The 26,700-nt window shown below is 67.5% G+C and carries 26 protein-coding genes; 16 read left to right on the plus strand and 10 right to left on the minus strand.

Features of this window, described 5'->3' with window-relative positions:
- Nucleotides 1-69: 69 nt before the first annotated feature.
- The gene (locus AC3FKH_RS09160; RefSeq protein ID WP_488674801.1) at nt 70-4,134 is read right to left on the minus strand and encodes a CheR family methyltransferase; all 4,065 of its coding nucleotides are present in this window, start codon (nt 4,132-4,134) and stop codon (nt 70-72) included.
- A gap of 370 nt (nt 4,135-4,504) precedes the next feature.
- Here AC3FKH_RS09160 and AC3FKH_RS09165 point away from each other — a divergent pair, with 370 nt between their 5' ends.
- The 3 genes from AC3FKH_RS09165 (at nt 4,505) to AC3FKH_RS09175 (ending at nt 7,193) form a co-directional block, all read left to right on the plus strand.
- A complete protein-coding gene (locus tag AC3FKH_RS09165; protein WP_488674803.1) occupies nt 4,505-5,908 on the plus strand; it encodes an erythromycin esterase family protein in 1,404 nt (467 codons plus the stop codon).
- A 159-nt stretch (nt 5,909-6,067) separates the two neighbouring features.
- Entirely contained in the window at nt 6,068-6,499 is a 432-nt protein-coding gene (locus tag AC3FKH_RS09170; protein WP_488674805.1) for a PRC-barrel domain-containing protein, read from the plus strand.
- A 181-nt stretch (nt 6,500-6,680) separates the two neighbouring features.
- Nucleotides 6,681-7,193, plus strand: coding sequence for a DUF4142 domain-containing protein (locus tag AC3FKH_RS09175; RefSeq protein ID WP_488674807.1), 513 nt, complete (start codon nt 6,681-6,683; stop codon nt 7,191-7,193).
- Between the two features lie 94 nt (nt 7,194-7,287).
- Here AC3FKH_RS09175 and AC3FKH_RS09180 read toward each other — a convergent pair whose 3' ends face one another.
- From AC3FKH_RS09180 to AC3FKH_RS09195, 4 genes are all read right to left on the minus strand, one after another.
- Entirely contained in the window at nt 7,288-7,494 is a 207-nt protein-coding gene (locus AC3FKH_RS09180) for a hypothetical protein (RefSeq protein WP_483713333.1), read from the minus strand.
- A 281-nt stretch (nt 7,495-7,775) separates the two neighbouring features.
- A complete protein-coding gene (locus AC3FKH_RS09185; protein ID WP_488674809.1) occupies nt 7,776-8,042 on the minus strand; it encodes a hypothetical protein in 267 nt (88 codons plus the stop codon).
- 106 nt (nt 8,043-8,148) lie between these two features.
- Nucleotides 8,149-8,313: a hypothetical protein gene (locus tag AC3FKH_RS09190; protein WP_488674811.1), complete on the minus strand. Its 165-nt coding sequence runs from the start codon at nt 8,311-8,313 to the stop codon at nt 8,149-8,151.
- Nucleotides 8,314-9,062: 749 nt separating this feature from the next.
- The gene (locus AC3FKH_RS09195) at nt 9,063-9,629 is read right to left on the minus strand and encodes a phasin family protein (protein ID WP_488674813.1); all 567 of its coding nucleotides are present in this window, start codon (nt 9,627-9,629) and stop codon (nt 9,063-9,065) included.
- A 337-nt stretch (nt 9,630-9,966) separates the two neighbouring features.
- Between AC3FKH_RS09195 and AC3FKH_RS09200 the strand changes: the two genes are divergently transcribed.
- From AC3FKH_RS09200 to mdcH, 8 genes are all read left to right on the plus strand, one after another.
- Nucleotides 9,967-10,884, plus strand: coding sequence for a LysR family transcriptional regulator (locus AC3FKH_RS09200; RefSeq protein ID WP_488674815.1), 918 nt, complete (start codon nt 9,967-9,969; stop codon nt 10,882-10,884).
- 108 nt (nt 10,885-10,992) lie between these two features.
- Nucleotides 10,993-12,651 (plus strand): malonate decarboxylase subunit alpha, encoded by a 1,659-nt coding sequence (gene mdcA, locus AC3FKH_RS09205; RefSeq protein WP_488674817.1) that lies wholly within the window; start codon nt 10,993-10,995, stop codon nt 12,649-12,651.
- Nucleotides 12,651-13,559, plus strand: a complete 909-nt coding sequence (locus tag AC3FKH_RS09210; RefSeq protein ID WP_488674898.1) for a triphosphoribosyl-dephospho-CoA synthase — start codon at nt 12,651-12,653, stop codon at nt 13,557-13,559. The genes mdcA and AC3FKH_RS09210 overlap by 1 nt, the downstream gene beginning before the upstream one ends.
- Before the next feature lie 9 nt (nt 13,560-13,568).
- A complete protein-coding gene (locus AC3FKH_RS09215; RefSeq protein ID WP_488674819.1) occupies nt 13,569-13,886 on the plus strand; it encodes a malonate decarboxylase subunit delta in 318 nt (105 codons plus the stop codon).
- The gene (locus tag AC3FKH_RS09220; RefSeq protein ID WP_488674820.1) at nt 13,883-14,755 is read left to right on the plus strand and encodes a biotin-independent malonate decarboxylase subunit beta; all 873 of its coding nucleotides are present in this window, start codon (nt 13,883-13,885) and stop codon (nt 14,753-14,755) included. The genes AC3FKH_RS09215 and AC3FKH_RS09220 overlap by 4 nt, the downstream gene beginning before the upstream one ends.
- Nucleotides 14,752-15,588: a biotin-independent malonate decarboxylase subunit gamma gene (gene mdcE / locus AC3FKH_RS09225; RefSeq protein ID WP_488674822.1), complete on the plus strand. Its 837-nt coding sequence runs from the start codon at nt 14,752-14,754 to the stop codon at nt 15,586-15,588. Before AC3FKH_RS09220 ends, mdcE begins: the two co-directional genes overlap by 4 nt.
- A complete protein-coding gene (locus tag AC3FKH_RS09230) occupies nt 15,576-16,220 on the plus strand; it encodes a malonate decarboxylase holo-ACP synthase (RefSeq protein ID WP_488674824.1) in 645 nt (214 codons plus the stop codon). The genes mdcE and AC3FKH_RS09230 overlap by 13 nt, the downstream gene beginning before the upstream one ends.
- Nucleotides 16,217-17,149 carry a malonate decarboxylase subunit epsilon gene (gene mdcH / locus AC3FKH_RS09235; RefSeq protein WP_488674826.1) on the plus strand — a complete coding sequence of 311 codons (933 nt, stop codon included), beginning with the start codon at nt 16,217-16,219 and terminating at the stop codon, nt 17,147-17,149. Before AC3FKH_RS09230 ends, mdcH begins: the two co-directional genes overlap by 4 nt.
- A gap of 9 nt (nt 17,150-17,158) precedes the next feature.
- Here mdcH and AC3FKH_RS09240 read toward each other — a convergent pair whose 3' ends face one another.
- Complete coding sequence (locus AC3FKH_RS09240; protein ID WP_488674827.1) at nt 17,159-17,884, minus strand: Coq4 family protein; 726 nt, start codon at nt 17,882-17,884, stop codon at nt 17,159-17,161.
- 132 nt (nt 17,885-18,016) lie between these two features.
- Between AC3FKH_RS09240 and AC3FKH_RS09245 the strand changes: the two genes are divergently transcribed.
- Entirely contained in the window at nt 18,017-18,415 is a 399-nt protein-coding gene (locus tag AC3FKH_RS09245) for a hypothetical protein (protein WP_488674829.1), read from the plus strand.
- Between the two features lie 35 nt (nt 18,416-18,450).
- Here the strand turns inward: AC3FKH_RS09245 and AC3FKH_RS09250 are convergent, their stop codons facing one another.
- Together AC3FKH_RS09250 and AC3FKH_RS09255 are read right to left on the minus strand one after the other, a co-directional pair.
- Nucleotides 18,451-19,413, minus strand: a complete 963-nt coding sequence (locus AC3FKH_RS09250) for an alpha/beta fold hydrolase (RefSeq protein ID WP_488674831.1) — start codon at nt 19,411-19,413, stop codon at nt 18,451-18,453.
- Entirely contained in the window at nt 19,410-20,939 is a 1,530-nt protein-coding gene (locus AC3FKH_RS09255; RefSeq protein WP_488674833.1) for a flavin-containing monooxygenase, read from the minus strand. Before AC3FKH_RS09255 ends, AC3FKH_RS09250 begins: the two co-directional genes overlap by 4 nt.
- 82 nt (nt 20,940-21,021) lie before the next feature.
- Here AC3FKH_RS09255 and AC3FKH_RS09260 point away from each other — a divergent pair, with 82 nt between their 5' ends.
- The 3 genes from AC3FKH_RS09260 (at nt 21,022) to AC3FKH_RS09270 (ending at nt 23,420) form a co-directional block, all read left to right on the plus strand.
- On the plus strand, nt 21,022-21,672 hold the full coding sequence (locus AC3FKH_RS09260; RefSeq protein ID WP_488674835.1) for a TetR/AcrR family transcriptional regulator: 651 nt from the start codon (nt 21,022-21,024) through the stop codon (nt 21,670-21,672).
- Between the two features lie 153 nt (nt 21,673-21,825).
- A complete protein-coding gene (locus tag AC3FKH_RS09265; protein ID WP_488674837.1) occupies nt 21,826-22,830 on the plus strand; it encodes an acyl-CoA dehydrogenase family protein in 1,005 nt (334 codons plus the stop codon).
- Complete coding sequence (locus tag AC3FKH_RS09270) at nt 22,827-23,420, plus strand: SAM-dependent methyltransferase (protein WP_488674839.1); 594 nt, start codon at nt 22,827-22,829, stop codon at nt 23,418-23,420. Before AC3FKH_RS09265 ends, AC3FKH_RS09270 begins: the two co-directional genes overlap by 4 nt.
- 38 nt (nt 23,421-23,458) lie before the next feature.
- Here the strand turns inward: AC3FKH_RS09270 and AC3FKH_RS09275 are convergent, their stop codons facing one another.
- Entirely contained in the window at nt 23,459-24,454 is a 996-nt protein-coding gene (locus AC3FKH_RS09275; RefSeq protein WP_488674841.1) for a Bug family tripartite tricarboxylate transporter substrate binding protein, read from the minus strand.
- Between the two features lie 215 nt (nt 24,455-24,669).
- Nucleotides 24,670-25,158, minus strand: coding sequence for a PaaI family thioesterase (locus AC3FKH_RS09280; RefSeq protein WP_488674843.1), 489 nt, complete (start codon nt 25,156-25,158; stop codon nt 24,670-24,672).
- A gap of 866 nt (nt 25,159-26,024) precedes the next feature.
- Between AC3FKH_RS09280 and AC3FKH_RS09285 the strand changes: the two genes are divergently transcribed.
- The coding region (locus AC3FKH_RS09285; protein WP_488674845.1) for an IS110 family RNA-guided transposase at nt 26,025-26,700 on the plus strand (676 nt) is incomplete at its 3' end.

Consider the following 26,700-nt stretch of genomic DNA (forward strand, 5'->3'; position numbering starts at 1 on the left):
AAAGCGAAAAGTCATCGGCGCCTGGAATCGCCCCGGAGAATGGGACGGCTTCCAGGCGCCGTGTCCGCTTCAGCGCGTGCGCAGGCGCAGCAGCGTCGTCAACAGGGTGTCCAGCACGATCGGCTTGGACACGTGGGCGTCAAAGCCGGCCTGGAGCGCGGCGTCGATGTCCCGCTGTTGCCCGTAGCCGCTGAGCGCGACGGCGGTCAGGTTTTCCAGGCCTGAGAGCTGGCGCGCGGCACGCAGCAGTTCGAAGCCATCCATGCCGGGCATGCCAAGATCGGACAGCAGCAGGTCCGGCGCGCTGGACGCCATCTCCCTGAGTGCGGCCTCGGCGTCCGTGGCGACCTGCACCACCGCGCCTTCCGATTCGAGCAGCATCCGGAACGTCTCCACCGTCGGCGCATCGTCGTCCACCAGCATGACGCGCATGCCGCGCAGCAGCGAGGGCGTCAGCGGCACCTCGCCGTCGTCGTGCGGCTCGCCCGACCCGGCCGGCAGTTCGACCGTGAAGCTGGCGCCGCGGCCGAATCCGGCCGAGTCCGCACTGACCGTGCCGCCATGCAGCGTCACCAGTTCCTTGACCAGCGACAGCCCGATGCCAAGACCGGTTTGCCGGCCGAGCGGACCGCCGCCCTGGTGGAACATGTCGAAGATATGGGGCAACGCCTGCTGGTCGATGCCATGCCCACTGTCCCGGACGACCAGCCTGGCGTGATCGCCCCGGTTCTCCAGCTTGACGTCGATCCGGTCGCCGTCCCGCGTGAACTTGAGCGCATTGCTGATCAGGTTCCAGACCACCTGCTCGATCCGCGTGACGTCGGCATTGATCCACACCGGCGTCTCGGCCAGTTCGCAGTGCAGCGTCAGGTTCTTGCGCGAAGCGTCCTCGGACACGGCATCGCAGACGCGCTGTACGACCTCGCGCCAGTCCAGCGGCTCGCGCGTGAGCGAGAGCTTGCCGGTACGCACGCGCGACATATCGAGCAGGTCGTCGATGATCTGCGCCTGGTTCTGCACCGTACGGCGGATGGTCGCCGTCGCGCGCGCGATCAGCGGATTGCGGCGTGCCTCGCTCGAGCGCGAGATCAGTTCGCTACTCGCGCTGATCAGGTTCAGCGGGTGCTTGAGTTCGTGCGACACCACCGCCAGGAATTCGTCTCGCCGCACCTGGTCTTCGTCGTGCCGCCATGACGACTCGTTGCGCGGGGCGCCCTGCGGCAAGGCCTCGTCGAGATCGCGCGCGATCTTGGCGTAGCCGCTGATCCCGCCGCTTTCCAGCCGCGACAGCACGCCGCTGGAACGGAAGCGCGTGCCGTCCTTGCGCACGTGCCAGCGGTCTTCCTCGACCCGCCCGTACTTGCGGGCCTGGGTCATCTCTTCGGCCGGCACGCGTTCTTCGCGGTCTTCGGGCGTGTACAGGACATCGGACGACCGGCCCAGCATCTCGGCCTCGTCGTAGCCGAAGATGCGTTGCGCGCCGACGTTCCAGCTGGTGACGCGGCCTTCGTCGTCGAACGTGATGATGGCGTAGTCGCGCGTGCCTTCGGCAACGATGCGCATGCGCCGCTCGCCCTCGCGCAGGCGCTCTTCCGCGGCCCGGCGCGACGTGATGTCGATGAACGACAGCACGGCGCCATCGATGCGGTCCTCGGTGGTCCGGTAGGGCAGCAGCCGCGCCAGGTACCAGCGGCCGTCGCTGCTGCGCACCTCGCGCTCGATCAGCCGCAGCGAGTCGAAGGCTTCGGCGGCATCGTCCGACAGCTTGTCATACTCGAGCCGGTGCGTGATGTCGAGCAGCGACCGTCCGATATCGGACGGGATGATGCTGAACACGTCCGTCGCCCGCGGCGTATACCGCTTGATGCGGATATTCCGGTCCACGAAGATCGTGCCGATGTCGTTGGCCGTGATCAGGTTCTGCAGGTCGTCGTTGATCTTGCTGGTCTCTTCGACCTTCGACTTGAGCTCGGCGTTGACGGTGGTCAGTTCCTCATTGATCGATTGCAGCTCTTCCTTGCTGGTCTCGAGCTCTTCGGTGGCCGAGCGCAGTTCCTCGTTGATGGCCTGCAATTCCTCGTTCGACGCCTTGAGTTCCTCGGTCGAGGTCTCCGACTGTTCGATCGTGGCCTGCAGCTGCTCCTTGGTGCGCTGCAGCTCGCTTTCGAGCTGGCTGACCACCGGGTCGCGCAGCGGCTTCGACGCTGCGGCATCCGCCTCGGCCATGCTGTCCTCGACCTCGTCGAACAGGATCAGCACGAAATCCGCGTTGGCTTCGACGTCGTGGACGGGTCGCGCAATCATGTTGACGAAGAAGCGCCGGCCATCGCGCTCGAGCTGCACGCGGCGCGCTTCAACGCTGTGGTTGGCCTGCAGGGCCTGGAAGATCGCGGTGCGCAGTTCGAGCCGCAATTCCGGCCGCACCGCCGCGATGATGTTGTGCGACGGCTCGCCGCCGGCATATTGCAGGAAGCGACCGGCGCGGTCCGACAGGTGGACGATGTCCGATTCGCGGCTGACCAGCACGCTCGGCGGTGCATGTTGCTCGATCACGCGCTGGTGCAGGTCGCCGAACGAGAACTTGCGGCGCCCCGTATGGGGCGTGATCATCATCGGCAGGGTCGACGCCATGGTCGTGGGCGCCTGCGGCATGGGCGCATCGGCGCGCACCGCCACGTTGGCGCGGTAGATCCTGGCCTTCTTGTCGACCACGCTGAACAGGTTCGCAACGCTGTCCGCCGCCTCCGAGCCGCCCAGGAACAGGTAGCCGCCGGGGCGCAGCGCAAAGTGGAAGGTGCGCAGCACTTCCAGCTGGGCATCGCGATCGAGGTAGATCAGCATGTTGCGGCAACACACCATGTCGAGCCGCGAGAATGGCGGATCGCGCAGCACGTTGTGCAGCGCGAACAGTACATGTTCGCGCAGTTCTTTCTTGACGCGGTAATGCCCGGCATCGCGCGTCAGGAACTGGCGAATGCGGCCGGCGTCCACATCGGCCGCGATCGCCTCCGGATAAAGCCCCATGCGCGCCTGTGCGATGGCCCGCTCATCGATGTCGGTGGCGAAGACCTGGTACGGCACGGCTTCGGCCGTTTCGCCTGTTGCCTCCTGCAGGAGCATGGCCAGCGAGTAGGCTTCCTCGCCGGTGGCACAACCCGCGCTCCAGACACGGATCGGATCGCCCTCGGCCCGGCGGGTCTCGATGATCTGCGGCAGCACTTCCGCGCCCAGCGCGTCGAAGGACTCGCGGTCGCGGAAGAAATTGGTCACGCTGATCAGCATGTCCTGCAACAGCAGCGGCGTTTCGTCCGGGTGGCCGTGCAGGAAGTCGCGGTACTCGGATAGCTCGCTGAGCCCGTTCACCTGCATGCGTCGCTCGATGCGGCGCAGGACGGTGGCGCGCTTGTACTGGCGGAAGTCATGCGAGGTGCGCGTGCGCAGGATCACCATGATCTCGCGCAGGATGTGCTCGGTATCGGCTGCGGCAGCGACGCTGTCGCCGGCTTCGGCATCCGAGGGCAGGCGGATGCGACTGGCGTTGGTCCACAGCTCCATGAGCTTCTGCGGCATCTCCGGCACCGGCAGGATGATGTCGACCTGTCCGGTGCTGACCGCGGCGCGCGGCATGCTGGAAAACGCCGCGTCCTCCGGCTGCTGCGCAATGACGATGCCGCCGAGCTCCTTCACGCGCGTGATGCCGACCGAGCCGTCCGCGCCCGCGCCGGACAGCACGATGGCCGCGGCCCGTTCGCGATGCGCCTCCGCCAGCGAACGGAAGAACAGGTCGATGGACGCGCGGCGGCTGTCGTGCGCGGCCACCGCTTCGACGCTCAGGTAGCCGTCCACCATCGACAGCGTCATCGACGGCGCAATCACATAGATCTGGTTGGCCTCGATGGTCGTGGTGCCCGTGACCTGCGTCACCGGCATGGCGGCGACCGCGCCGATCACGGCGGGCAGGTTGCTCGCGTGGTCGGGGGCGAGATGCACCACCACCACATAAGCTGCGCCGCTACGCCCCGGCAAGGCTTCAAAGAATGTCTTGAGCGCCTCGATGCCGCCGGCCGACGCACCGATGCCGACGACAGGAAAAGAGAGTTGGCTGGGGAGCGATTTCACTCGGGATGGAGCCATCGTGGTGCGCAAATTTGCTGATCTGGGGGGAAGAAGGAAATATTACTACGCAACGCCCTTGCCAGCGCGCCCAAATGGGGTAATAGGCGCCCGTCAGTGCCGGTATCACGACGTGGCGCGCAGGCGACTCGAACCACGCCCGTTCCGGGGCAGGCATTGCCCATCGTGTTGCGCATCCGATATCCGGTTCGTCATGGCATGACGGATCTCCGCGGACCATCGCACCGGCAGCATCCTGTGTCACGGATCTTGCGTGGGACTCACCACATCCACCCGCTCCCGCGATTCCGCATAGCGCCCGGCGCACGCCGGGCCGGCCGCGCCACCGCGCAGGGCCTCTCCCGGCCATGACCGGCCGGCAAGGACAGGTATGGCCCACCATTCCGTCACCAATTCCGACCACCATCCGCTTCCCCTTGCCCAGCGCCGCGACAGCCAGGGCGACCCGCCGGTGCCGCTGGCCCGCCTGTTCGCGCAGGCCGCCACGCCCCTTCCCGAGCTTGACGATGCCGGCTTTGCCGACTCGATCGACCACTATGCCAATGCACGCGTGGTGCTGCTGGGCGAAGCGTCGCACGGCACGGCCGAGTTCTACCGCGCGCGTACCCGGCTGACCCAACGGCTCATCAGCGAACATGGCTTCACTGTCGTTGCCGTCGAGGCCGACTGGCCCGACGCCGCGGCCATCGACCGCTACGTGCGCCACCGCAGCGCGCCGCCGGCATCCGCGGGCCCCAACTTCTCGCGCTTTCCCACCTGGATGTGGCGGAACACCGAAGTCGCCGCCCTGGTCGACTGGATGCGCGACTTCAATCTCCAGCGCAACCCCGCGGAGCGCGCCGGCTTCTTCGGGCTCGACATCTATAGCCTGTCCGCATCGATGGCGGCGGTGCTGGCCTACCTGGAGCGCGTGGACCCCGCGGAAGCCGCGCTCGCGCGCCGCCGCTATGCGTGCCTGGTGCCGTGGCAAAGCCAGCCCGCGCGCTACGGCCACGCCGTACTGTCGGCGACGGCCTCGGCCTGCGAGGACCAGGTCATTGCCCAGTTGCGCGCGCTGCTTGAAAAGCGCATCGAGTACGCGCTCGGCGACCACGACGCATTCTTCGAAGCAGCCCAGAACGCCCGCCTGGTCGCGTCCGCGGAACAGTACTACCGCGCCATGTACCAGGCGTCGGAGGCCAGCTGGAACCTGCGCGACACCCACATGCATGACACGCTGACGCGTTTGCTGGAGGCCTGGGGGCCCGGCTGCCGCGCGGTGGTGTGGGCGCACAATTCCCACATCGGCGATGCCTCGGCCACGACGATGGGGACCGAACACAACCAGCTGAACCTGGGCCAGCTGTGCCGTCGCTCCATGGGCAGCCGGGCCGCGCTGATCGGCCTCGATACCTACACCGGCACGGTGGCGGCGGCCTCGACGTGGGATGGGCCGATGCGGGTCAAGAAAGTCCTGCCGGCGCGGGCCGACAGCTACGAGTACGCGGCCCATGGTGCCGGCCTGCCGCGCGCCTTCGTGGACCTGCGCGACGGCGTGGCGGGCGCCGCCGCCGCGCTGCGCGACGCGTTGCTGGAGCCACTGCGCGAACGCTTCATCGGCGTGATCTACCAGCCCGAGACCGAACTGCACAGCCACTACATGCACGCGGTGCTGCCCTACCAGTTTGACGGATGGCTCTGGCTGGACACGACCACGGCCGTGCGCCCGCTGGCGGCGCCACCGGCCGCGCAGACGGCCGGCGATATGCCGGACACTTACCCGTTCGGTCTGTGAAACCGCGTTCGCGGCGTCATTACCGACCGTTGTAGATTCTGCCGCGCGCCGTTCGATGCGCAACGCCCGCACTGCGCATCGCGGCGCGCTCCGGCGATGCGTAGCAGGCGGGCACGCAGGTTGCTCCAGGATGGCACCTGCAACCGTTCGGAGACTGCAATGGATCCCAATCTCACCTCGAACCAAGGCGCTGCCATCGTGGGCGGCGGCGTCGGCGAAGGCCCGGGCCCGGAGATCATGGCCGCATCGACGCTGGACGACACCAAGGTCTACTCGTCGGACGACCAGCACGTTGGCGAAATCAAGGAGATCATGATCGACGTGCCACGCGGCCGCGTGGCGTACGCGGTGCTCACCACCGGCGGCTTCCTCGGCATGGGCGATACGCTGCATGCGATTCCGTGGAGCGCGCTGGTCATGGACACGGACGCCAAATGCTTCCGCCTGGGCATGACCGCCGACCGCATCAAGAACGCACCCGGGTTCAACAAGGACAGCTGGCCGCGCATGGCCGACCAGCAGTGGGCCACCGACGTGCATCGCTACTATGAGCGCGAGCCGTACTGGATGGGCAATACACCGATCCTGTAAGAACCTGAAGCCGGAACGCCGGGCGCTCAGCCCGGCTTCGCAACCGCGGCTTAGCGGCCGCGCGGTGCCGCCTGCTCGACCTCCATCGCCACGGTGCCACGCGCATCGGCGCCGGCCATCCGGACGGCACGAAGCTTGCACAAGGATCGCATCCCGCCCGAGTGCACTACAGGAGCCTGCCGTGACCGCTACCCGCTTTCCAGGACATCTCGCCGCCGTCCTGGCGTTTGCCGTTGTCATTCCCGCCCACGCCGCACCGTCTGCTTCCGACACCGAATTCATGAAGAAGGCCGCGCAGGCCGGCACCATGGAGATCGAGGCCAGCAAGATGGCGCAACAGCAGGCCAGTGACAGCGCCGTCAAGGACTTCGCCGCGCGGATGGTGAAGGATCACCAGGCCGCGGCCGATGAACTCAAGCAGCTCGCCAGCCGCAAGAAGGTGGCGCTGCCTGCGACACCGGACGCCTCTGACCGCGCCACGCTGGATGCGCTCAAGGGGCTCAACGGTACCGCCTTCGACCGCCGCTATGCGGATTCGGTCGGCGTGCAGGCGCATATGCAGGCCGTGGACCTGTTCCGGCAGGCCTCGCAGTCCGCCAGCGATACCGACGTCAAGTCCTTTGCGAGCAAGACGCTGCCGACGCTCGAGCACCACCTCGACATGGCGCGCAACCTCGCGGCCAAGAACAAATGAACGAATGAACCAGTGAGATCGTGTGCACGCGCCCCGGGGCGCGTGCCAGCTGCCGCATCAAGACGACGGACAGGTCCCGGCGTGCGCTTCACAACTAGTGGACGGATTCCGTCCCCGTGCATGCATCGCTGAGCCCCTCGATCAGCAGTACCGATTCGTTCTGCAGCGCAAGCCGTACGCCTGCCGCGATCGCCGCGCTCCGGCATGCGAAGGTCTCGGTCTTCGTCTTGCCATCGGCCGTCATGGCCACCGCCCAGATCATGCCCGTGAGCGGGATCACCTTTACGACACCGTCCGCCATCATTCACCTCCTGAGATCAAAGCGTCCCCAGCCTGCCGGCGGGACGTGATGCGGCGCGTCCGTGAACGGATGCCTGCGGCCACTGCACCGGCTTCTGAAGCTGACCTCCATTGAGCAGGGTCCATGCCATCGCCGGCCGGATATGGCACGCGGCGCATGGCGCGCCGAACACCCTTTCGTTGCGGCTGCGCGCAGGATTGGTGGGAAGGGCCTGAAAAAATTACTGCGGCAAGGGGCGCCGTGCCGCAGGCAGGAAACCGCGCTCGGAAGACCGTATCGGCTCAGACTTGCCGGTTCTGGCGGTTCTGCGGGTTCTCGACTTCGGCTTCGTTCTGCGCGTAGGCACGCCAGGCGCCGATCGTCCAGCGAGTCCAGTGCTCGGGCGCGAACGCCATTTCGTCATACCCCGGCAAGCGGTTGTAGAGGACGTCGCGCATGGCCGGGTCCGCCATGAAGGTGGTCCGGATGCGGTAGATCGCAAAGACACGCCCGAGCAGCACCAGCCCCGTGGCGGCCAGCGCGATGCACCAATACTCCAGCGAACTCATGCTGTCTCCCTCGCAACTTGTCAGCCGACAATGTCCCGCTCCAGGTGTCGCCAGAGCGACGATACGTACTTGCGCGGCAGTCCGGATAGCCAGCCTGTGCTGCCGCCTACCATGACCGGCCGGGCCGCGTGGTGCTCATGCGGACCTCCAGCGCCGCCAGCGCCCGTTCCAGGCTGGCCAACATCTGGGCGGCCTGGACGGACTCGGCCGCATCGGTCAATCGAGCCGCACGCTGCTGTTGCAGGCTGATCTCGGCCTTCAGTTCGTTCATATAACGATCCAGAATGACGAGTTCTCGAAATCTTCCTGGCGTCATGGCGGTATCCGGAATTTGCATCGATTGATTGCATGCTATGAAAATCAAAGGCGCTCGTCAGGGGTGGCTTCCTGTTCGAAACGGGGTCGTTCCGGACAGGATTGAGCATGCTATTCCGACATAAGCTTCAGCTATGTCCGGTGCTGGTCGCCGGGCGTCGATTCCCGATGGTTGCCCGCTCGAAGGAGTGGGCTTTTTTTTGTTTCTTCGGAGAATTGCGGGGATGTCGTGCTTGGCAGGCGCGGCTGTTTCGCAGGCGTAGCCTGCGACTCACTTTCTTGTCCGAGCGACAAGAAAGTAAGCAAAGAAACGCGTCGCTTGCCCTAACGGGCGAATATTGATCGTAGTGTGCGACGAACTTCGTACGGGTATTCGCTTCAGAGTCTGCCCCGCTGCCTGCCGCATGGAGCGCGTCCGTATGCAGGCTCTCCCGCAATGATTGAACGAGCCCCGAACCTGTCCGTGGCCCGGCAGTGGGCGCGCTATCGCATCATCTCCTTCGGCTGCTGCGCGGCTCAGTAGTCGGTTGGTCGGGGGCATCAACGGCGCAGATGCTGGTGCTTCTGCTTCTGCTTCTGCCTCCGCTTCTTCTCGTCCCTTCCCTGGTTTTCACTGATGCGCGCGAAGCGCCCAGCTGAGAACAACTTGTTAGCCGCGAGCATGTGATGTCGGCGTTGCGCTGCCAACGCCGACATGGAATCGCCTTACCCCTTGACGATCACCCGCCCACTCTGCGAATTCCCCTTCTGCCCCGCGGCCGCCGCAGCGGCGGCACTGGCCACCTGCCGCTCGACAGCTCCCACGGCTTGCTTGGTCGACTCCTGCATCGACTCATACAGCGAAACGCCCGAAGCCATGGCGGCTTGCCAGGCATTCAGCGGGCCCTGCGAGCCATTCGGCGAACTCTGCGCGAGCTTGTCGAAGATTTCCTGCCAGGTGCGCTTGTTGGCCTCGAATTGCGCAGTCGCCACCTTCTGGAATTCCTCTCGCGTGTTGGCCGCGATTTCCTGGACCTGCTGGAAGTAGGCGCGTGCCTTTTCGGCCGCAGGCTCTACCGCGGTGGCCTGCACGGCGAACAATTCCTGCGGATTCCTGGCGCTGAACGCCTGGCGTACGGTTTCCTGGCCGTCGACGATCGACCCCTTCATGGTCTGCATGCTCAGCTCGGTGAGCTTCTGGCACGCTTCCAGGGTCTTTGTCGTCATGCCAAATACGATATCCATGGCTGCCGCCTGGGCTGCGTACACGGGCTGCAGATTCACTTCTGGCATGGTGCTCTCCTTGGGGTAAGTCCCGCATCCAGGCAGGGACTGATTGACGAAAGGCCGGTGCCGCTCGGCGCTTGCGCCGTGGGAAGATCGAGCCTAGTGAAATTGCGCTCGAAGAGAAAGCGGGCAGCGCGGTCCGGAAGCCGGGTGTTATGGACAGCGCCAGATCGGCCCACACGGTTGACTTTTAACCTGACGCGGCTGCTCCGGGATTGCGCCGGGCATGTCCGGCACATCGATCCGCTATATTTCGACAGACAGCACCCCGCGCCCCTGTGGGTTAGTGCCGTAATCGCCGCACCCCGCTAAGATGGCGGCTCGTCCCTACACGCCCATCCCAATGAGAATCCGCATCGGCGAAGAGATCACCTTCCGCAAGCTTGAAGCGCTGCTGGCGTTCATGGAATCGGGCAACCTGGCCAGGGCGGCCGAGATCCTGGAAACCAGCACGGTCAGCGTGCACCGCGCGCTGCATTCGCTTGAGGAAGGCACAAGCTGCGCGCTGTTCCGGCATGAAGGCCGCAACCTGATCCCGACGGATGCAGCCCATGTGCTGGCCGAAACGGCACGTGAAGTGATCAAGACCATGGCCGACGGCATCCGCGCCACGCGCGAGGCCGCCGGGTACCTGGCCGACCATCTCAAGATCGGCTCGCTGTACTCGCTGACGGCGCAGACGGTGCCGCGGATCGTCATCGATCTCAAGGCGCGCCGCCCGGAGCTGCAGACCGAACTCGTGCTGGGCTCGAACACCGACCTGCTGCAGAGGCTCAAGCAAGGCTCGATCGATGCCACCCTGATGGCCACGCCCGAGCCGGACCCCGAGATCGAATCCATCCCGCTGTTCGAGGACGACATCTTCTTCGCGGCGCCGGCCGACTCGCCCTACGCCGCGATGCCGGCCGTGGACCTGCGCACCTGCCACGACGAACCTTTCGTCTCGCTGAGCGAAGGCTTCGCCACCTCGCGCGGCTTCGTCGAAGCCTTCAGGATCGCGAATTTCCAGCCGAGCCTCGTCATGAAGGTCGGCGATATCTTCTCGCTGATGAACCTGGTCGGCGGCGGCGTCGGCTACACGCTGCTGCCAGGCCGCGTGAAGGGCGTGGCCCCGCGCAATGTGGCCTTCGTGCCGCTTACCGCCGACTACGACAATATCCGCCAGACCATCAGCCTGAGCTTCCTGCGCCGGCGCGAGCGCGATCCCAACCTGCTGGCGCTGGCCGCGGTCTGCCGCATGGCCATGCGGCAAGGACAGTAAGGCCCGCTCGCTTTCGCCAAGCGTAACGATCGTGCCGCCCGCGTGATTGTTCCGGGGTCTGCCCCTGTTTATGGTTGACACCATCAGACAGACCACGCCGGAGACACGATGACCAGCACCCCACCCGGGCGTCAGTGGAACACCCGCAGAGAAGCCAAGGCGCGGCGCAAGCAGCAAGGCGCCGCCATCGCGCAGGGCAAGCGCATACCGACCGGCGATATCGTGCCCTTCCTGGAGGCGGTGCTGCGCCCGGGCGATCGCGTGGTGGTCGAAGGCAATAACCAGAAGCAGGCCGATTTCCTGTCCCGCTCGCTGGCCCAGGTCAGCGCCGAGCGCGTCAACGGCCTGCACATGATCATCCCGAGCGTCAGCCGCGTGGAGCACCTGGACCTGTTCGAGCGCGGCATCGCCCGCAAGCTCGACTTCTCGTATGCGGGCGCGCAGAGCATCCGGATCTCGCAGTTCCTGGAAGACGGCCTGCTCGAAGTCGGCGCCATCCACACCTACATCGAGCTGTACGCGCGCCTGTATGTGGACCTGGTGCCGAACGTCGTGCTGATCGCCGGCTACAAGGCGGACCGCGACGGCAACCTGTACACCGGCCCGAGCACCGAAGACACGCCCGCGCTGGTGGAGGCCGCCGCGTTCCGCGACGGCCTGGTGATCGCGCAGGTCAACGAGATCGTCGACGACCCGGCCGACCTGCCGCGCGTGGACGTGCCGGGCTCCTGGGTCGACTACGTGGTGCAGGCCGACCAGCCGTTCTTCTGCGAACCGCTGTTCACGCGCGACCCCCGCCTGATCAAGCCCGTGCACGTGCTGATGGCGATGATGGCGATCCGCGGCATCTACGAGCGCCACCAGGTGCAGTCGCTGAACCACGGCATCGGCTTCAACACGGCGGCGATCGAGCTGATCCTGCCGACCTACGCCGAGTCGCTGGGGCTCAAGGGCAAGATCTGCAAGTACTGGACATTGAACCCGCACCCGACGCTGATCCCCGCGATCGAAACGGGCTGGGTCGAGGGCGTGCACAGCTTCGGCAGCGAACTCGGCATGGAGCCGTACGTGGCGGCGCGGCCCGACATCTTCTTCACCGGCGCGGATGGCTCGATGCGCTCGAACCGCGCGCTCTGCCAGCTCGCGGGCCAGTACGCGGTGGACCTGTTCATCGGCTCGACGCTGCAGATCGACGGCGACGGGCATTCGTCCACGGTGACGCGCGGCCGGCTGTCCGGCTTTGGCGGCGCGCCCAATATGGGCCACAACCCCGGCGGCCGCCGCCACCCCACGCCCGCTTGGCTGGACCTGATCGAGACCGACGACCCGCTCGCGCGCGGCCGCAAGCTGGTGGTGCAGATGGTCGAGACCTTCCAGGCCGGCGGCAAGCCGACCTTCGTCGAATCGATGGACGCCGTGGACGTCGCGCGCGAAAGCGGCATGCCGCTGGCGCCGGTCATGATCTACGGCGACGACGTCACGCACGTGCTGACCGAGGAAGGCATCGCCTACCTCTACAAGGCGCAATCGCTGGAAGAGCGGCGCCGGATGATCGCCGCCGTGGCCGGTGTGACGCCGATCGGCATGAAGCACGATCCCGCGCAAACACGCCGCATGCGCAGCGATGGACTGATCGCGCTGCCCGAGGATCTTGGCGTGCAGCGCAGCCAGGCCACGCGCAGCCTGCTGGCTGCGAAGAGCATGGCCGACCTGGTCGAATGGTCCGGTGGCCTGTACACGCCGCCGGCACGCTTCCGGAGCTGGTGATGGGCGGCGCAGCGGCAAGAATCCTGTGGGTTGCAGACGCGGCTCCCGCCATCGCTGGCCCATCCGCACAGGCGCAGCGGCTGGCCGATCTGGCGGTTGACGCCATCATCGAAGAAGCCCGCCTGTCGCCCAAGCCCGGACTCGTCGACAGCCGCGGCAGCGGCGCGCATGCCGACCTGACGCTGGCGCTGATGCTGCGCTCGGCGCAGGCGCTGGGCCCGTCGTTCGCCGCCATGGCGATGGCCGGCCAGCGCTCAGCGCGCGTCGGCTACTGGCTGCGCGAGCGGCTTGGCGCGCTCGGGCGCGAAGCCGAAGCGGCCATGCTGGCTGCCACCGGCGGCGTGAACACACATCGCGGCGCGATCTGGTGCATCGGCCTGCTGGTTGGCGCGGCGGCGCAAGTTGCAACCGCCGGCGGACGACCCAGCGCGCGCGCCGTGAGCCATGCGGCTGGCGCCATTGCGCGTCTGTCTGACCGGCATCGCCCAGCTGTTACCGGCAACAAGGGCGAGCTGGCGTGCCTTGCGTATGGCGTAGGCGGTGCCCGGGCCCAGGCGCACGCGGGCTTTCCGCATGTCATGCGGCGTGCGTTGCCGGCCCTGCAGCACAGCCGTGCACGTGGCGACAGCGAATCGGCTGCCCGGCTCAATGCCTTGCTCGCGCTGATGAGCGGGCTGGACGATACCTGCGTGCTGGCCCGCACGGGCCGCGCGGGCCTGGCTTATATGCAGGCCGGCGCGCAAGCGGTGCTGGCGGCAGGCGGCCCCGGCACGGTCACGGGACGGCGCCTGCTGCGCGAACTCGACGCCGGCATGCTGGCCCGGCGCGCATCGCCGGGTGGCGCGGCGGACCTGCTCGCCGCGACGATCTTCCTCGACCGGCTCGACACCGGCACCGCGCAAATTTAGGAGGCCTCCATGGAACAACTGCGTTTTGAATTTCCGGCGGGAGCGCCTGCCGCAACCCGCGCGCTCGTCGGCGTGGTGGGATCGGGCGATCTCGAAGTGCTGGTCGAACCCGGCACCGGCGGCGTCACCACCGTGGAGATCACCACCTCCGTCAACGGCTACGCCCGCGTCTGGGACGCACAGCTCGCGCGCGTGTTCGCGGCGCAGCCGCGTGCGTCCATGCAGATCCGCATCCATGACTTCGGCGCTACGCCGGGCGTGGTCGGCATGCGTCTGGCCGAGGCCTTTGAAGCGCTCGATGCGCACGGACAACAGGAGCGCCCATGAGCACGCCGACCCGCACCGCATCGCTGCTGAACCGGGACAGCTTCATCGAACTGGGCGCGCGCGAACGGGCCCGCACGCTGCTGGACGCCGGCACTTTCCGCGAGCTGGCCGGCCCGTTCGACGGCCTGCAGTCGCCGTGGCTGGCGCGCCAGGGCATCGTGCCGCAAAGCGATGACGGCGTGATCGTGGCGAAAGGACAGATCGACGGACAGCCGGTGGTGGTGCTGGCCATCGAGGGCGCGTTCCAGGGCGGCAGCCTTGGCGAAGTCGGCGGGGCCAAGCTTGCCGGCGCGCTGGAACTTGCCGCCGAGGACAACCGCCGTGGCGTGCCGACGCGCGCCGTGCTGCTGCTCGAAACGGGCGGCGTGCGGCTGCAGGAAGCCAATTTGGGCCTGGCGGCCATTGCCGACATCCACGCGGCCATCGTCGACCTGCGGCGCTACCAGCCGGTGGTCGGCGTGATTGCCGGACAGGTCGGATGCTTCGGCGGCATGTCGATTGCTGCCGGGCTGTGTACGTCGCTGGTCATGACGCAGGATGGCCGGCTGGGCCTGAACGGCCCGGCCGTGATCGAACAGGAAGCCGGCATCGCGGAATACGACTCGCGCGACCGGCCGTTCATCTGGAGTTTCACAGGGGGCGCACAACGCGTGGCCACAGGCTTTGCCGATGTGTACGTCGCGGATGACTGCGCCGCCCTGCGCGAAGCCGTCGCCAGCGAACTGCGCGTGCCGGCAGCGGCCACGGCGCGCAGCGAGCGCTGCCGCGAAGCGCTGGCCGTGCTGCGGGACTATGACGCCGGTGTCCAGCCAACACCGGCTGAAGTGCAGCGCCTTTTTGGCCGTTTCCACCGGGAGTCTGACGCATGAACGCCACCGTCCAAACCCTGCCGCAGCAGGACGTCAGCCGCGGCGCGCACTGGTTGCGCGCGCTGGCGCCGGCCGCGTCGTACCGCGAAGGCTTTCCGCACTCCGTAACGGTCGCCGACGGCGAACTGGCCGGCACGCTGGTCCGCTGGATCGCCGTGGTGCCCGATGCGCAAAGCCGCTTTCCGCGCGCGCGCAATGGCGAAGTCGGGCTGGTCGAAGGCTGGTCACTGGCCCAGGCCGTGCATGAAGTGGTGGAAGCGGACCGCGATGCCGCGGTCAAGCGCGCCATCGTCGCGGTCGTGGACACGCCGAGCCAGGCTTATGGCCGGCGCGAGGAAGCACTGGGGATCCACCAGTCGCTGGCCGCCGCCGCTGCGGCCTATGCGCAGGCGCGCCTCGCAGGCCATCCCGTGGTGGCGCTGATCGTCGGCAAGGCTATGTCTGGTGCGTTCCTGGCTCACGGCTACCAGGCCAACCGCATCATCGCGCTGCGCGATAGCGGCGTACTGGTGCACGCGATGGGAAAGGACGCCGCGGCACGCATCACCATGCGTACGGTCGAGGACCTGGAGGCGCTGGCCGCCACGGTGCCGCCCATGGCCTATGACATCGGCAACTTCGCCACGCTCGGCATCCTGTGGCGGCTGATCGATGTGGCCTCGGCCGATGCACCGGGGCCTGCCGACATCCACCTTGCGCTCGACACCATCCTGGCGGCGCTCGCGGATATCCGGCGCGACAGCACGCACGACCTCTCCGGCCGGCGCAATGGCGAAAACCGCCAGGCTTCACAGCAGGTGCGGGATTGCCTGCGCCGGCAATGGCAAGCGTGACCAGGACCCGCCCGGCGCCGCACGACCTGCTCTGGCTGGCCGACACGCGGTGCAGCCTGGCGGGCGTTTCCTTGCCGGATTGGGCATCGCCGGCCGCGCTGGGCGCCGCGCCGGTGGTGGTGCGGCGCGATGCGTGCCGCTCCGATGCCATTCCTGTCGGCTTGCGCGGCGCATCGCGTGCCGAGCGCTTCGGCACCTGGATTGCTCCCGCCGATGTGGCGCACGTGGTCAGGCCTGCGGACATCGCGGCGTCGCGCGCATGGCGGCGGCCTGAACTGCTGCCGCTCGCCGCCATCCGCACGCTCGACGCGGCCGCCGATGCGCTCGACGCCCAGCGCATCCGCTGGGGCGTGGGCGGAAGCGCCGGCTTCACGATCGCAAGCGGCATCAACGTTTTGCATGCGGCAAGCGACCTCGACCTGCTGGTCTACGCAGACCATCCGCTGCCGCAGGCCGATGCCGATTTGCTGGCCGCGCTGCAGGATGCCGGTCCGGCACGGATCGACATCCAGGTCGACACCCCGCAAGGCGGCTTCTCGTTCCTCGAATGGCGGCACAAGGGCGGCAAGGTCCTGCTGAAGACCTCGCAGGGGCCGAGAATGTGCGCCGACCCGTGGCAGCCCGTGCCATGAGCGTGCTGCTGACCTTTCCCGGCCAGGGCTCACAGCGGGCCGGGATGCTCGCGGACCTTCCGGACCATCCGGCCGTCAGCGGCGTGCTCGCGGAAGCGGCCGATGTCCTGCAAGTACCCACGGCCGGGATGGACACGCCGGCACGCCTGCGCTCGACGATCTGGGTGCAGCTCTGCCTGCTCACGTCTGGCGTAGCCATGGCGCGATGCCTGGCCAAAGAAGGGGGACACCCGGACGCTGTCGCAGGGCTCTCGATCGGTGCGTATGCAGCGGCCGTCACGGCCGGCGTGCTGTCGTTTGCCGATGCGTTGCGGCTGGTCCGGCTGCGCGGCGAACGCATGGAGCAGGCCTATCCGCATGGATACGGCATGACGGCAATCCTGGGGATGGAACGCGCGCGGCTCGAACCGCTGGTGGCACAGGTCCACACGACGCAAAGCTCGGTCTATCTCGCGAATTTCAACGCGCCTGCGCAGATCGTGATTGCGGGCAGCATCGCAGCCATGGAAGCCGTATCGGCACTGGCCCTGGCGGACGGCGCACAAGCGGCCAAGCCTGTCGCTATCCACGTGCCTTCGCATTGCGCCTTGCTCGATAACGCTGCCGACGGGCTGGCGAAGGCCATGGCGGCTGTTTCGTTGTCGGCGCCCCGCCTGCGCTACTTCAGCGCAAGCCTTGCACGCGAACTGCGCGACCCGCGCCGGATCGCCGACGACCTGGCCCGCAACATGGCCATTCCCGTGCGCTGGCACGAGACCATGCTGCTGGCCTATGCCACCGGCATGCGCGTGGTGGTCGAAGCGCCGCCGGGCGATGTGCTGACGCGGCTGGCGCAACCGGTGTTTGCGGATGGCATCGTCATTGCCGCCGACCGGGCGCGCGTGGATACACTGGCCGCGATCATGCGGCGTGGCCGGCAGAGGGACTGAAGCCCCCCCTCAGGCGTGCCAGTCCTGCAGCGGATGGCAGGTCATATACCGCGGCGCCGCGCCGATACCAAGCCGGGCACGCGCGGCATCGAGCGGCTCGTGCAAGAGCGCCTCGTAATCCTCGCCCAGCAGCCACTTCGCCGCGCGGCCCAGGCGATAGCCTTCGAGCACCGCGCGCGCAAAGGCAAGGCTGCGGGTGACGCGCAGGCTCTTCAGCGACGCCGCCACCGCGATAAAAGCCCAGCCAAGGCCGCCGGTCTGCGCATAGCTGAACGCCACCAGCGCGGCCTCGCCAAGACTTTCGTCGGCACGGTAGCCGGTCAGCACGTGCCAGATGTCGTGGATATCGCGCGTGCGGCGGGCGAACCACATATAGGCGTCTTCAACCAGTGGCTCGCGGCCCATGTTGGAAACTTCGGCCAGCCCGTCGGCGCTGTAGCCCGTGTGCTGCAGGAAGTCCCGGTACGCCGCGCCGACCGTGCCGGGCGCAAAGGCCGATACATAGGCCGGGTCGCACAGCCGCTCGGCCAGTTCCGTGCGCTGGTAGACCAGCCGCCGGCCGTCGGGCGTGCCCAGCAGGCGCGCGAAGTTCCTGGGCATGGACGGCCCGTTCAGCGCGCGCATGATCAGGAACACCTGCGTGGTGTCGTGCCCGTCCACCAGCAGCTTGCGGATGGCGCTGAATGCGGTGGAAAAATCGCGCTTGTAGGGATCTGGGGCAATCGCGGCAGCCATCGGCGTCTTCCTTGAGAACGTGGTTCAGTGGCACGAGCGGCGGGAGTGGCCCGCCCCCGCATGGTGTCCGGACGGGCCTGCGCCACACATTCTCATGTAGCATGCAGCGTCGCTTTTACAAAGGAAACATGGATGTCCTCCACCCGCCTCCGCCTCCGCCTCCTCCTGCTCGCGGCCGTGGCCGTGCCCTGGCTGGCCGCCTGCGCCAGCGGCGCCAGCGTCGAGTACCTCCAGGCCCAGGAGCCGAAGCAGATCCACTCCGACGCCAGCGTCGGCGACCTGACGCTGTGCCTGAAGAGCCGGCTGCGCGAAGAAGCCAATGTGATCGCCTATCCGGAACCGGGCAAGGTGGACGTGCGCATCGGCTCGGCCACGCGCACGGACACAGGCTACTTCTACGTGGTCAGCCTGCGCCAGGCGCGGCAGGGGACGGATGTCGAGATCCGCGGTTCGGGCGAATGGCGCCCGACCATGAGCCCGAGCCGCGTCGCCGGCTGGGTGCAGGACTGCAAGCCCGGCATGGCGCACTGAGCCGCCTTGCCGGACACGGGCGCGAGCGATCGCGCTCATGCCGTCGCCGCCTCGGCAACATGCATGCGCGCGGCGGCTTCCCGCACGAAGTCCACGCAGGTGTCGGGGGCCGTGATCGGCAACATGTGGCCGCCCGGCACCAGCGTCAGCGTGGCGCCCGGCACCTTTGCGGCCAGCGCCTCGCCATTGGCGGCCGGATCGAGAATGCGGTCTTCGCGGCCGAACAGAATGCTCACCGGCAATCGCAGCTCCCCGTAGCGCGCGACGAGCGGCGCCAGGCTCGGCGCACCGGCGACCAGATCCTCCGACGCCGCGACGAAATGGCTCGGGCGCAACGCCAGCATGCCACCTCCGCGCAGGGCAAAGTCCGCCGGCACCGGATCCGGGCCGAAGACGATTTCCAATACCACCTCCCGCCGCAAGTCCGACATCGGCACCGCCAGCGTCCAGGCCACGAACTGGCGCAGCCCGTGCCGCCGCAGCGTCAGCGGCCGGAAGACTAGCGGGATCTCTTCGGCCGGGTGCGTCAGCGGCGCCAGCAACGCCAGCCCGCCGACGCGATCCGGATGGCCCGCGGCCAGTGCGAGCGCGATGGCGCCGCCCAACGAGTGGCCGACCACGAGCGGGCGTTCCAGGCCGAGCTTCTCGATCAGCGCCGCCAGCACATCGGCTTGTGCGGCCAGGTCTGCGCGCGCACCGGGCGTGCGCACGGAATAGCCCGAGCCCGGCCGGTCCACCGCCACCACGCGGAAATCGCGCGCCAGCGGTTCGATCATGCCGTAGCCGAAATTGCCGAGCTGGCCCGACAAGCCATGCACCAGCAGCAGCGCCGGCCCCTGGCCACGCTCGACCACGTGCAGGCGCGCGCCGGGCACCTCGACAAAGCGCCCGTCGGGCGGCAGCGCGGCCTCGACGCGCCGCACCTTGCGCACGGTGTACGCGAAGAGTCCGGCGAACAGCGCCGCCAGGGCCAGCGTCACGTAGAGCAGGATCATCATGGCTGGACCTCGCCGCCGGACAGGCTTGCCGGCGCCTCGCGCGGCGCCGGTGCGCTGCGCGGCAAGTCGAACCGGAGCACGCCATCGGCAATGCGGCCGTGGCGGAGGGTGAGCATGTCGAGGATGTAGTTCTGGTAGAGGCGCCACGGCCTGCGGTCGCCCTGTCGTGGCAGCACGCCGGCGGCACGCTGTACATAGCCCGACGTGAAATCCAGGAACGGCGCGGGCTGCACGCACGCGTCGCGCCGCGGCATGGCCACGCGGTGCCCATGGCGGTCCATGTACCGCAACAGCCGGCACACGTATTCGGCGGTCAGGTCCGCCTTCAGCGTCCAGGAGGCATTGGTGTAGCCGAAGGCCAGCACCAGGTTCGGCACGTCATCGAGCATCATGCCCTTGTATGTCATCAGCGCGGCCGGCACGCGCGGCTGCCCGTCGACGCTGACGGCGATGTCGCCAAGCATATTGAGCCGCAGGCCGGTGGCCGTCACGATGATGTCCGCCGGCAGGGTCTGGCCCGAAGCCAGCACGATGCCGTCTTCGGCAAAGCGCTCGATGGTATCGGTGACGACCGACGCGCGGCCGTCGCGGATCTCGCGGAACAGGTCGCCATCCGGCACCAGGCACACGCGCTGGTCCCACGGCTTGTAGCGCGGCGTGAAGTGCTTGCCGACATCGAAGCCGGGGCCGAGCTGCGCGGCGGCCATGCCGACCATGGCCGCGCCGACCCGCTCCGGACGGCGCCGCGCCAGCTGGAAGAAATACATGCCGAGCAGCACGTTCTTCCAGCGCGTGGCCGCGTAGGCCAGCCGTTCCGGCAATAGCCGCCGCAGCCGGGCGGCCATCGCGTCCTGGCCGGGACGGGCCACGACGTAGCTGGGCGAGCGCTGCAGCATGGTCACGTGCGCGGCAGTCGCCGCCATGGCCGGCACCAGCGTGACCGCCGTCGCGCCGCTGCCGATCACCACGACGCGCTTGCCGGCATAGTCAAGCGACGGATCCCAGAACTGCGGGTGAACGATGCGGCCGCGAAAGCGCTCCTCGCCGGGGAAGGCGGGCCGGTGGCCCTCTGCATAGCTGTAGTAGCCGGCGCACACGTACAGGAAGCGCGCGCGCCACTGCTGGCGGCTACCGTCCCCGGTACGCTCCGTCGTGACCGTCCAGCAGCCTTCGTGGCCGCGCCAGTCCGCGCCGACCACCTTGTGGCCGAAGCGGATGTGCGCGGTAATGCCCGCTTCGTCAGCGGTTTCGCGGATATAGGACAGGATCGACGGACCGTCGGCAATGGCCTTCGCACCCTTCCACGGCTTGAAGCGGTAACCCAGCGTGTACATGTCCGAATCGGACCGGATGCCGGGATAGCGGAACAGGTCCCAGGTACCGCCGATCGCATCCCGCGCTTCGAGGATGGCGTAGCGCTTCCCCGGACAGCGCTGCTGCAAGTGCCGCGCGGCGCCGATGCCGGACAGGCCGGCGCCGACGATCAGGACATCGAGCAACGTGTCTTCGGGTGCGGCAACGGTCATGGCGGGACTCCCGGATGCGGTCACTTCTGACACCATAGGTTGTCAGATGCCATCTGACAATAGGGAATGTCATAATGGCCCGATGATGATCGACCCGACCGAGCCGACCGAGCCGACCGAAACCTCCACCGCGCGCCGCTACCGCGGCGCAGCAGCCGACGAGCGCCGCACGCAGCGCCGTTGCCAGCTGATCGCCGCGGCCATCCAGGTCTATGGCGAGCGCGGCTACCAGAATTCCACCGTCAAGGCCGTCTGCGAAGCGGCCGGGCTGACCGAGCGCTACTTCTACGAATCCTTCCCCAATAGCGAAGCCCTGCTGGAGGCTTCGTTCCGCGCCGTGACCGACCTGCTGCTGCAGTCGATCGGGCATGCGATGCAAGACGCCGGGCGCGGGCGCCAGCCGCGCGCGCTGGCCATGCTGCGCGCGTATTTTGGCGCCTTGCAGCGCGAGCCGCGTTCGGCCCGGGTGTTCCTGGTCGAGATTCGCGGGGTCAGCAAGCGCGTGGACGAAGCGCTCGACGCGTCGCTGCGCGCCTTCGGCGGCCTGCTCGCGCAGGCGCTGCTGCCGCCGGGGCAGACTGGCGATCCATTGCTGCTGGCAGGCATCGCCGGCGGCGTCGTTCATATCGCGCTGCGCTGGATCCGCGACGGCTACGCGCCGGACGTCGACACGGTGGCCGCCACCGCGCTGGAACTGGCGATGGTGCTGACGCGCAAACCGGCCGGATCCTGATTCCCGTTTTCCACGGGCGCCGGGTCGCGGACCGGTAAAGCTTGCACCGGGAAAGGCGTAGCGAAGCCGGGGAAGCGCGGCAACGCCGTCGCCCAGGCGCTGGCAGGGAACTTGCGGGCGGTCCATGCATGGGCGACTGCACTTCCGCGCACCATGAACCTCCGCGATACGATTCACGCGCTGATCACTACGCATGCCCCCGAAGGCGACATCCCGCTGCCTGGCTACGGCAACACGGCAGCGCGCTGGCAGCTGTTCGCCATCGTCGCGGCCACGCACGGGACCGTCGCCATCCAGCTGTTCGAAGCCCACGCCGACGCGCTGGCGATCCTGTCCGAGCTAGCACGGGCCCGGCCCGAGCCGGGCACCCAGTGGGCGGTGTGGGCGGCCGGGCCGCCCGATGCGTGCGCGTGCGCCAGCCCCGCGCCGGACGCGGACACACAGGACCTGGCAACGCGCGCGGGCATGACGCATGGCAGGCCGGTGTTGCTCAATGGCCGCCAGGCATGTTGCGCCGGCGCCGGCGGCGTATCCCATGCCTTGCTGACCTGCCACGACGCCAACGGGGTGCCGTGGCTCGCGGCCATCGACATGCACGGCCCGGGTGTGACCGTCACGTCCTCCGGCTGGCACGGCGTCGGCATGAAAGACACCTGCAGCGGCGGCATACTGCTCCATGATTGTCCCGCGCTCCTGGTCGGCGGCCCGCGCGCCTATCTGGAGCGGCCCGGCTTCTGGCATGCGGGCGCCGGCATGGCCGCGTGCTGGTACGGCGCCGTATTGCCGCTGGCGCTGGCCGTGCGGGACACCGTGCGCCACGGCAGCGACGCCCATGCCGCCACGGAGCTCGGCGCCATCGACGGCGACCTGCATGCGGCGGCCGCGCTACTGCGCGAGACCGCCGAATGGATCGACACCCAGCCCGACGATGATGCGTTCATGCCCGCCATGCGCGTGCGCACGGTGGTCGAAGCCACGGTGCAGCGCGTGCTGCATCGCGCCGGCAACGTGCTCGGCGCGGGGCCGGCGTGCCGCGATGCGCGATTGTCCGCGCTCTGCGCGGACGTGCCGGAGTTCCTGCGGCAAAGCCATGCCGGACGCGACCTGGCGGCACTCGGCACCGCCATCAGCCACGCCGACAACGGCTACGCGCTTTGACATCGCCCACCGCCTTCGAGGCGATCTTCGAGCAGGACGACCCGTGGGGCCTCGAATCGCTGTGGTATGAAGCGCGCAAGCGCGACCTGCTGATGGCGGTCCTGCCGGAAGCGCGATATGCCCGCGCGCTGGAGGCCGGCTGCGCGACCGGCATGCTGACCGAGCGGCTTGCGGCAAGATGCGATGCGTTGCTGGCCGTCGACTTCGCTGCCCGTGCCGTTGCGCGCACGCGCGCACGCCTGGCAGCCCACGCGCATGTCGAGGCGCGCGTGGCCAGGCTTCCGGCGGACTGGCCCGCGGGCAGCTTCGACCTGATCGTGCTCAGCGAACTCGGCTATTACTTTGCCCCGCAGGACTGGCGCGATACGGTGGCGCGTGCCGTCGGCGCGCTTGCACAGCACGGCACCATCGTCGCGTGCCACTGGCTGCGCCCGTTCGCGGGGCGCCAGATGTCGACCCGGCACCTGCACGCCACCATTGGCCGCCAGCCGGGGCTGCATCGTCATGTGCGGCATGTCGAGCCTGACTTCCTGCTCGACGTCTGGTCGCGCAATGAACAGCCGCTGCGGCTGCGGGAGCCCATGCAATGATCGGCATGTGGTGTCCGTGCCGAGCCGGCGTGCGTCGGCTACTGCAGCGGTACGCCGGTGTCCTTCACCACGCGGGCCCAGCGTTCGCGTTCGCTCTGGATGAAGCCCGCGAAGTGGGCCGGCGTATCGCCGCCGGGAATGCCGCCCAGTTCGGCCAGCTTGCCGCGGGTCGCGGGCTCGGCGAGGATGCTCGCGACGTGCTTCTGCAGCAGGTCGATGATTGCAGGCGGCGTGCCAGCGGGGGCAACCAGCCCGAACCATGCGGTCACCTGGAAGTCATCGAGGCCCGCCTCCTTCATCGTCGGCACGTCGGGAAGCTCGGCCACGCGCGTGGCGCTGGTCACGGCGAGCGCGCGCAGCTTGCCGGCCCGGATATGTGGCAGCGAGCTGGGCAGGTTGTCCACCATCATGCTGACCTGGCCGGCAAGCAGATCGGAGACCGCGGGCGCCGCGCCCTTGTACGGCACGTGCACGACATCGATGCCCGTGCGCTTGCGAAACAGCTCGCCCGCAAGATGCGGAGACTGGCCGGTGCCGGACGACGCAAACGACAGTTGTCCCGGCCGGGCCTTGGCAAGCGCCACCAGCTCCGCGACGGAGCGGGCGGGCACGGAGGGGTTGACGACCAGCACATTGGGCACCGACACCACCAGCGTGACTGGTGCAAAGTCCTGCGGCTTGTAGGGCAGGTGCTTGTACAGGCTGTAGTTGATGGCGTTGGGCCCGATATTGCCCATCATCAGCGTATAGCCGTCAGCGGACGCATTCGTGAGCGCCTGCGAGCCGATGATGCCGCCCGCGCCCGCGCGGTTCTCGACCACGACCGGCTGGCCCAGCGTCTCGCCCAGGCGCTTGCCGACCAGGCGCGAGGCAATGTCCGTCGTGCCACCGGCGGCGGCCGGGACAATGAGCCGGATCGGCTTGTCCGGATAGGCCGCCATGGCACTGCCGCCGGCCAGCAGTCCGCTTGCCGCGGTGGCAACCGAAAGCAGCCCTAAGATAAACCGCAAACCCATCCGTCGTGGTGTCAACATGCCTGTCTCCTGGTTCTCGTGATGTTCCGGGACGCTCGCGCGAGCCCTGCACTGCTGTGGTTGGGGCAGCATACCTACGAGTCCCGGCGGAGGGATTCAGCACTGAGAAAGGCGGCCTTCGGCGCGACGGAATGGCAGGGGTGAAGCTGGAGATTTCCAATCGGTGAAGAGGAAATCCCGTGATTGCCCAGGGACTCCAGCGAGTACAGCGACGCTCACCGAGTCGGAGCAGCGGCAGGTGCCAGCACCAGCAGCGTCGACGTGCCGTGTGCCAGGACACGGCCGTCGCCGCCAAGGATTCGTGCGTCGGCCGTGATGATCTGCCGGCCCTGATTGATCACGCGCCCCTCGGCACGAACGCGGCCGGTGTCGGCCTTGATCGGGCGGGAGAAATTGCCCTTGGTTTCGATCGTCGTGTAGCCGGTGCCGGCCGGCAGCACGGAGTTCGCCGCGCAGCCCGTGGCGCTGTCGATCAGCGTCAGGGCCCAGCCGCCGTGGACCGTTCCCATCGGATTGAACAAGTGTGTGCCGGGGTCGCCTTCAAAGACGGCGAAGCCGTCGCCGACCTCCGTCAGCCAGAAGCCGAGCACCTCTGAAATAGGCGGCTGGGGCAGGCGGCCTTCGATGATGGCCTGCAGGATGGCTTTGCCCGTCATGCCGGCGATCTCGGCGGGGGATGCGACGCCGTAGCGGTGGGTGGTCATGGTTGTCTTTGTTTCCTGATTGGAAGGGGGTAGATTACATGGAGATCGGGGAAGGCGTCGGGGGTCAAAAGGAATGGTTCGCTCTCTGGCAATGACGGGGTTGTCGTGCTTGGCAAGCGCGGCTGTTTCGCCGGCGTAGCCGGCGAGTTACTTCTTGTCCAAGCGACAAGAAGTAACCAAGAAACGCGTTTACTTGCCCTAACGGGCGAATATTGATCGTAGTGTGCGAAGAATTTCGTACGGGTATTCGCTTCAGAGTCTGCCGCGCTGCCTGCCGCGTGGAGCGCGTCCGTGTGCAGGCTCTCCGGCAATGATTGAACCAGCCCCGAACCTGTCCGTGGCTCGACACTGCCCGCGCTATCGCATCATCGCCTTCGGCTGCTGCGCGGCTCAGTAAAAGACAGAAAAGCAAGGTTACGGAAGCACCGTCGCCAGCGCCGCTGATGCCCCTGACTAACCGACTAGTGAGCTGCGTAGCAGCCGAAGGCGATGATGCGATGACGGTGGAAGCAGGGGCCACGGACAGGTTCGGGGCTCGTTCAATCACGGCTTGAAAGCCTGCATGCGGACGCGCTCCACGCGGCAGGCAGTCAGGCATTCTCTGAAGTTCATACCCGTACAACACCCTCAGCACACTACGATCAATATTCGCCCGTTAGGGCAAGTAAACGCGCTTCTTGCCTACTTCTTGTCGCTTGGACAAGAAGATGGAATGAACGCGCCCCCCCCACCTTGAACGACACGAGCAAAGTCCGTGGCACATCGAACGAAGCGTGAGCGGCGGAAGGTGGGCCCTCCATCACGAAACGGCATCGATGTGCCAGAGTGGGAGTGTGACCAACCACGCGAGGATGGAGGGACCCGAAATGAATACTACAACCTACGGCCTGGACATTGCAAAGACCGTCTTTCAGCTCTATTGGGTCGAGCCTGACGGCAAGTGTTTCAACCGGCGATTCAATCGCGTCAAACTGCTGGAGTTTCTCGCCAAGCGTCAGCCCGGGAGTATCGCACTCGAAGCGTGCGGCAGCGCACACTGGTGGGCGCGCCAACTGCGGACCTTGGGTCACGAACCGATGCTGCTGCACGCCGGTTATGTACGTCCTTTCGTGCAGACAAACAAGACCGATGCGGCCGATGCTAAAGCCATCTGGACTGCCGCGCAGCAGCCAGGCATGCGAGTGGTGGCGCCCAAGACCGAGCCGCAGCAGTGCATCCTCAGCCTGCACGCCATGCGCCGGCTACGCGTGAAGATGCGCACCATGCTGGTCAATCAGTTGCGTGGCACCTTGTTGGAATTCGGCGTCCACTTCCCGCGCGGTCTGCGTACCGGCCTGCACGAGATGGTGCAGCAAATGGCTCACATCGAGCAAAGCGTGCCGCCCATGCTATTTGAGGTCGTGCGCGATCAATTAGAAAGTATCGAACGGCTCGATCAGGAGATTGGACGTCTGGATCAGCGCATCGAAGCCTGGGGATGGAAGAATCAGGCCTGCAAGACTATTCTCGCCATCCCGGGCATCGGCATGCTCACGGCGACAG

It is taken from the genome of Cupriavidus sp. 21MJTG02-4 (assembly GCF_057798975.1).

Bases quoted from the DNA above. Each gene is read 5' to 3' on its own strand.
- AC3FKH_RS09215 (WP_488674819.1), top strand. From the start codon at position 13,569: ATGGAACAACTGCGTTTTGAATTTCCGGCGGGAGCGCCTGCCGCAACC.
- mdcE (WP_488674822.1), top strand. From the start codon at position 14,752: ATGAACGCCACCGTCCAAACCCTGCCGCAGCAGGACGTCAGCCGCGGC.
- AC3FKH_RS09185 (WP_488674809.1), bottom strand. From the start codon at position 8,042: ATGAGTTCGCTGGAGTATTGGTGCATCGCGCTGGCCGCCACGGGGCTG.
- AC3FKH_RS09265 (WP_488674837.1), top strand. From the start codon at position 21,826: ATGAACCTCCGCGATACGATTCACGCGCTGATCACTACGCATGCCCCC.
- AC3FKH_RS09275 (WP_488674841.1), bottom strand. From the start codon at position 24,454: ATGTTGACACCACGACGGATGGGTTTGCGGTTTATCTTAGGGCTGCTT.
- AC3FKH_RS09210 (WP_488674898.1), top strand. From the start codon at position 12,651: ATGGGCGGCGCAGCGGCAAGAATCCTGTGGGTTGCAGACGCGGCTCCC.
- AC3FKH_RS09220 (WP_488674820.1), top strand. From the start codon at position 13,883: ATGAGCACGCCGACCCGCACCGCATCGCTGCTGAACCGGGACAGCTTC.
- AC3FKH_RS09280 (WP_488674843.1), bottom strand. From the start codon at position 25,158: ATGACCACCCACCGCTACGGCGTCGCATCCCCCGCCGAGATCGCCGGC.
- AC3FKH_RS09250 (WP_488674831.1), bottom strand. From the start codon at position 19,413: ATGATGATCCTGCTCTACGTGACGCTGGCCCTGGCGGCGCTGTTCGCC.
- AC3FKH_RS09255 (WP_488674833.1), bottom strand. From the start codon at position 20,939: ATGACCGTTGCCGCACCCGAAGACACGTTGCTCGATGTCCTGATCGTC.
- AC3FKH_RS09200 (WP_488674815.1), top strand. From the start codon at position 9,967: ATGAGAATCCGCATCGGCGAAGAGATCACCTTCCGCAAGCTTGAAGCG.
- AC3FKH_RS09230 (WP_488674824.1), top strand. From the start codon at position 15,576: ATGGCAAGCGTGACCAGGACCCGCCCGGCGCCGCACGACCTGCTCTGG.
- AC3FKH_RS09160 (WP_488674801.1), bottom strand. From the start codon at position 4,134: ATGGCTCCATCCCGAGTGAAATCGCTCCCCAGCCAACTCTCTTTTCCT.
- AC3FKH_RS09245 (WP_488674829.1), top strand. From the start codon at position 18,017: ATGTCCTCCACCCGCCTCCGCCTCCGCCTCCTCCTGCTCGCGGCCGTG.
- AC3FKH_RS09180 (WP_483713333.1), bottom strand. From the start codon at position 7,494: ATGGCGGACGGTGTCGTAAAGGTGATCCCGCTCACGGGCATGATCTGG.
- AC3FKH_RS09170 (WP_488674805.1), top strand. From the start codon at position 6,068: ATGGATCCCAATCTCACCTCGAACCAAGGCGCTGCCATCGTGGGCGGC.
- AC3FKH_RS09190 (WP_488674811.1), bottom strand. From the start codon at position 8,313: ATGAACGAACTGAAGGCCGAGATCAGCCTGCAACAGCAGCGTGCGGCT.
- AC3FKH_RS09195 (WP_488674813.1), bottom strand. From the start codon at position 9,629: ATGCCAGAAGTGAATCTGCAGCCCGTGTACGCAGCCCAGGCGGCAGCC.
- mdcH (WP_488674826.1), top strand. From the start codon at position 16,217: ATGAGCGTGCTGCTGACCTTTCCCGGCCAGGGCTCACAGCGGGCCGGG.
- AC3FKH_RS09240 (WP_488674827.1), bottom strand. From the start codon at position 17,884: ATGGCTGCCGCGATTGCCCCAGATCCCTACAAGCGCGATTTTTCCACC.
- mdcA (WP_488674817.1), top strand. From the start codon at position 10,993: ATGACCAGCACCCCACCCGGGCGTCAGTGGAACACCCGCAGAGAAGCC.
- AC3FKH_RS09165 (WP_488674803.1), top strand. From the start codon at position 4,505: ATGGCCCACCATTCCGTCACCAATTCCGACCACCATCCGCTTCCCCTT.
- AC3FKH_RS09260 (WP_488674835.1), top strand. From the start codon at position 21,022: ATGATGATCGACCCGACCGAGCCGACCGAGCCGACCGAAACCTCCACC.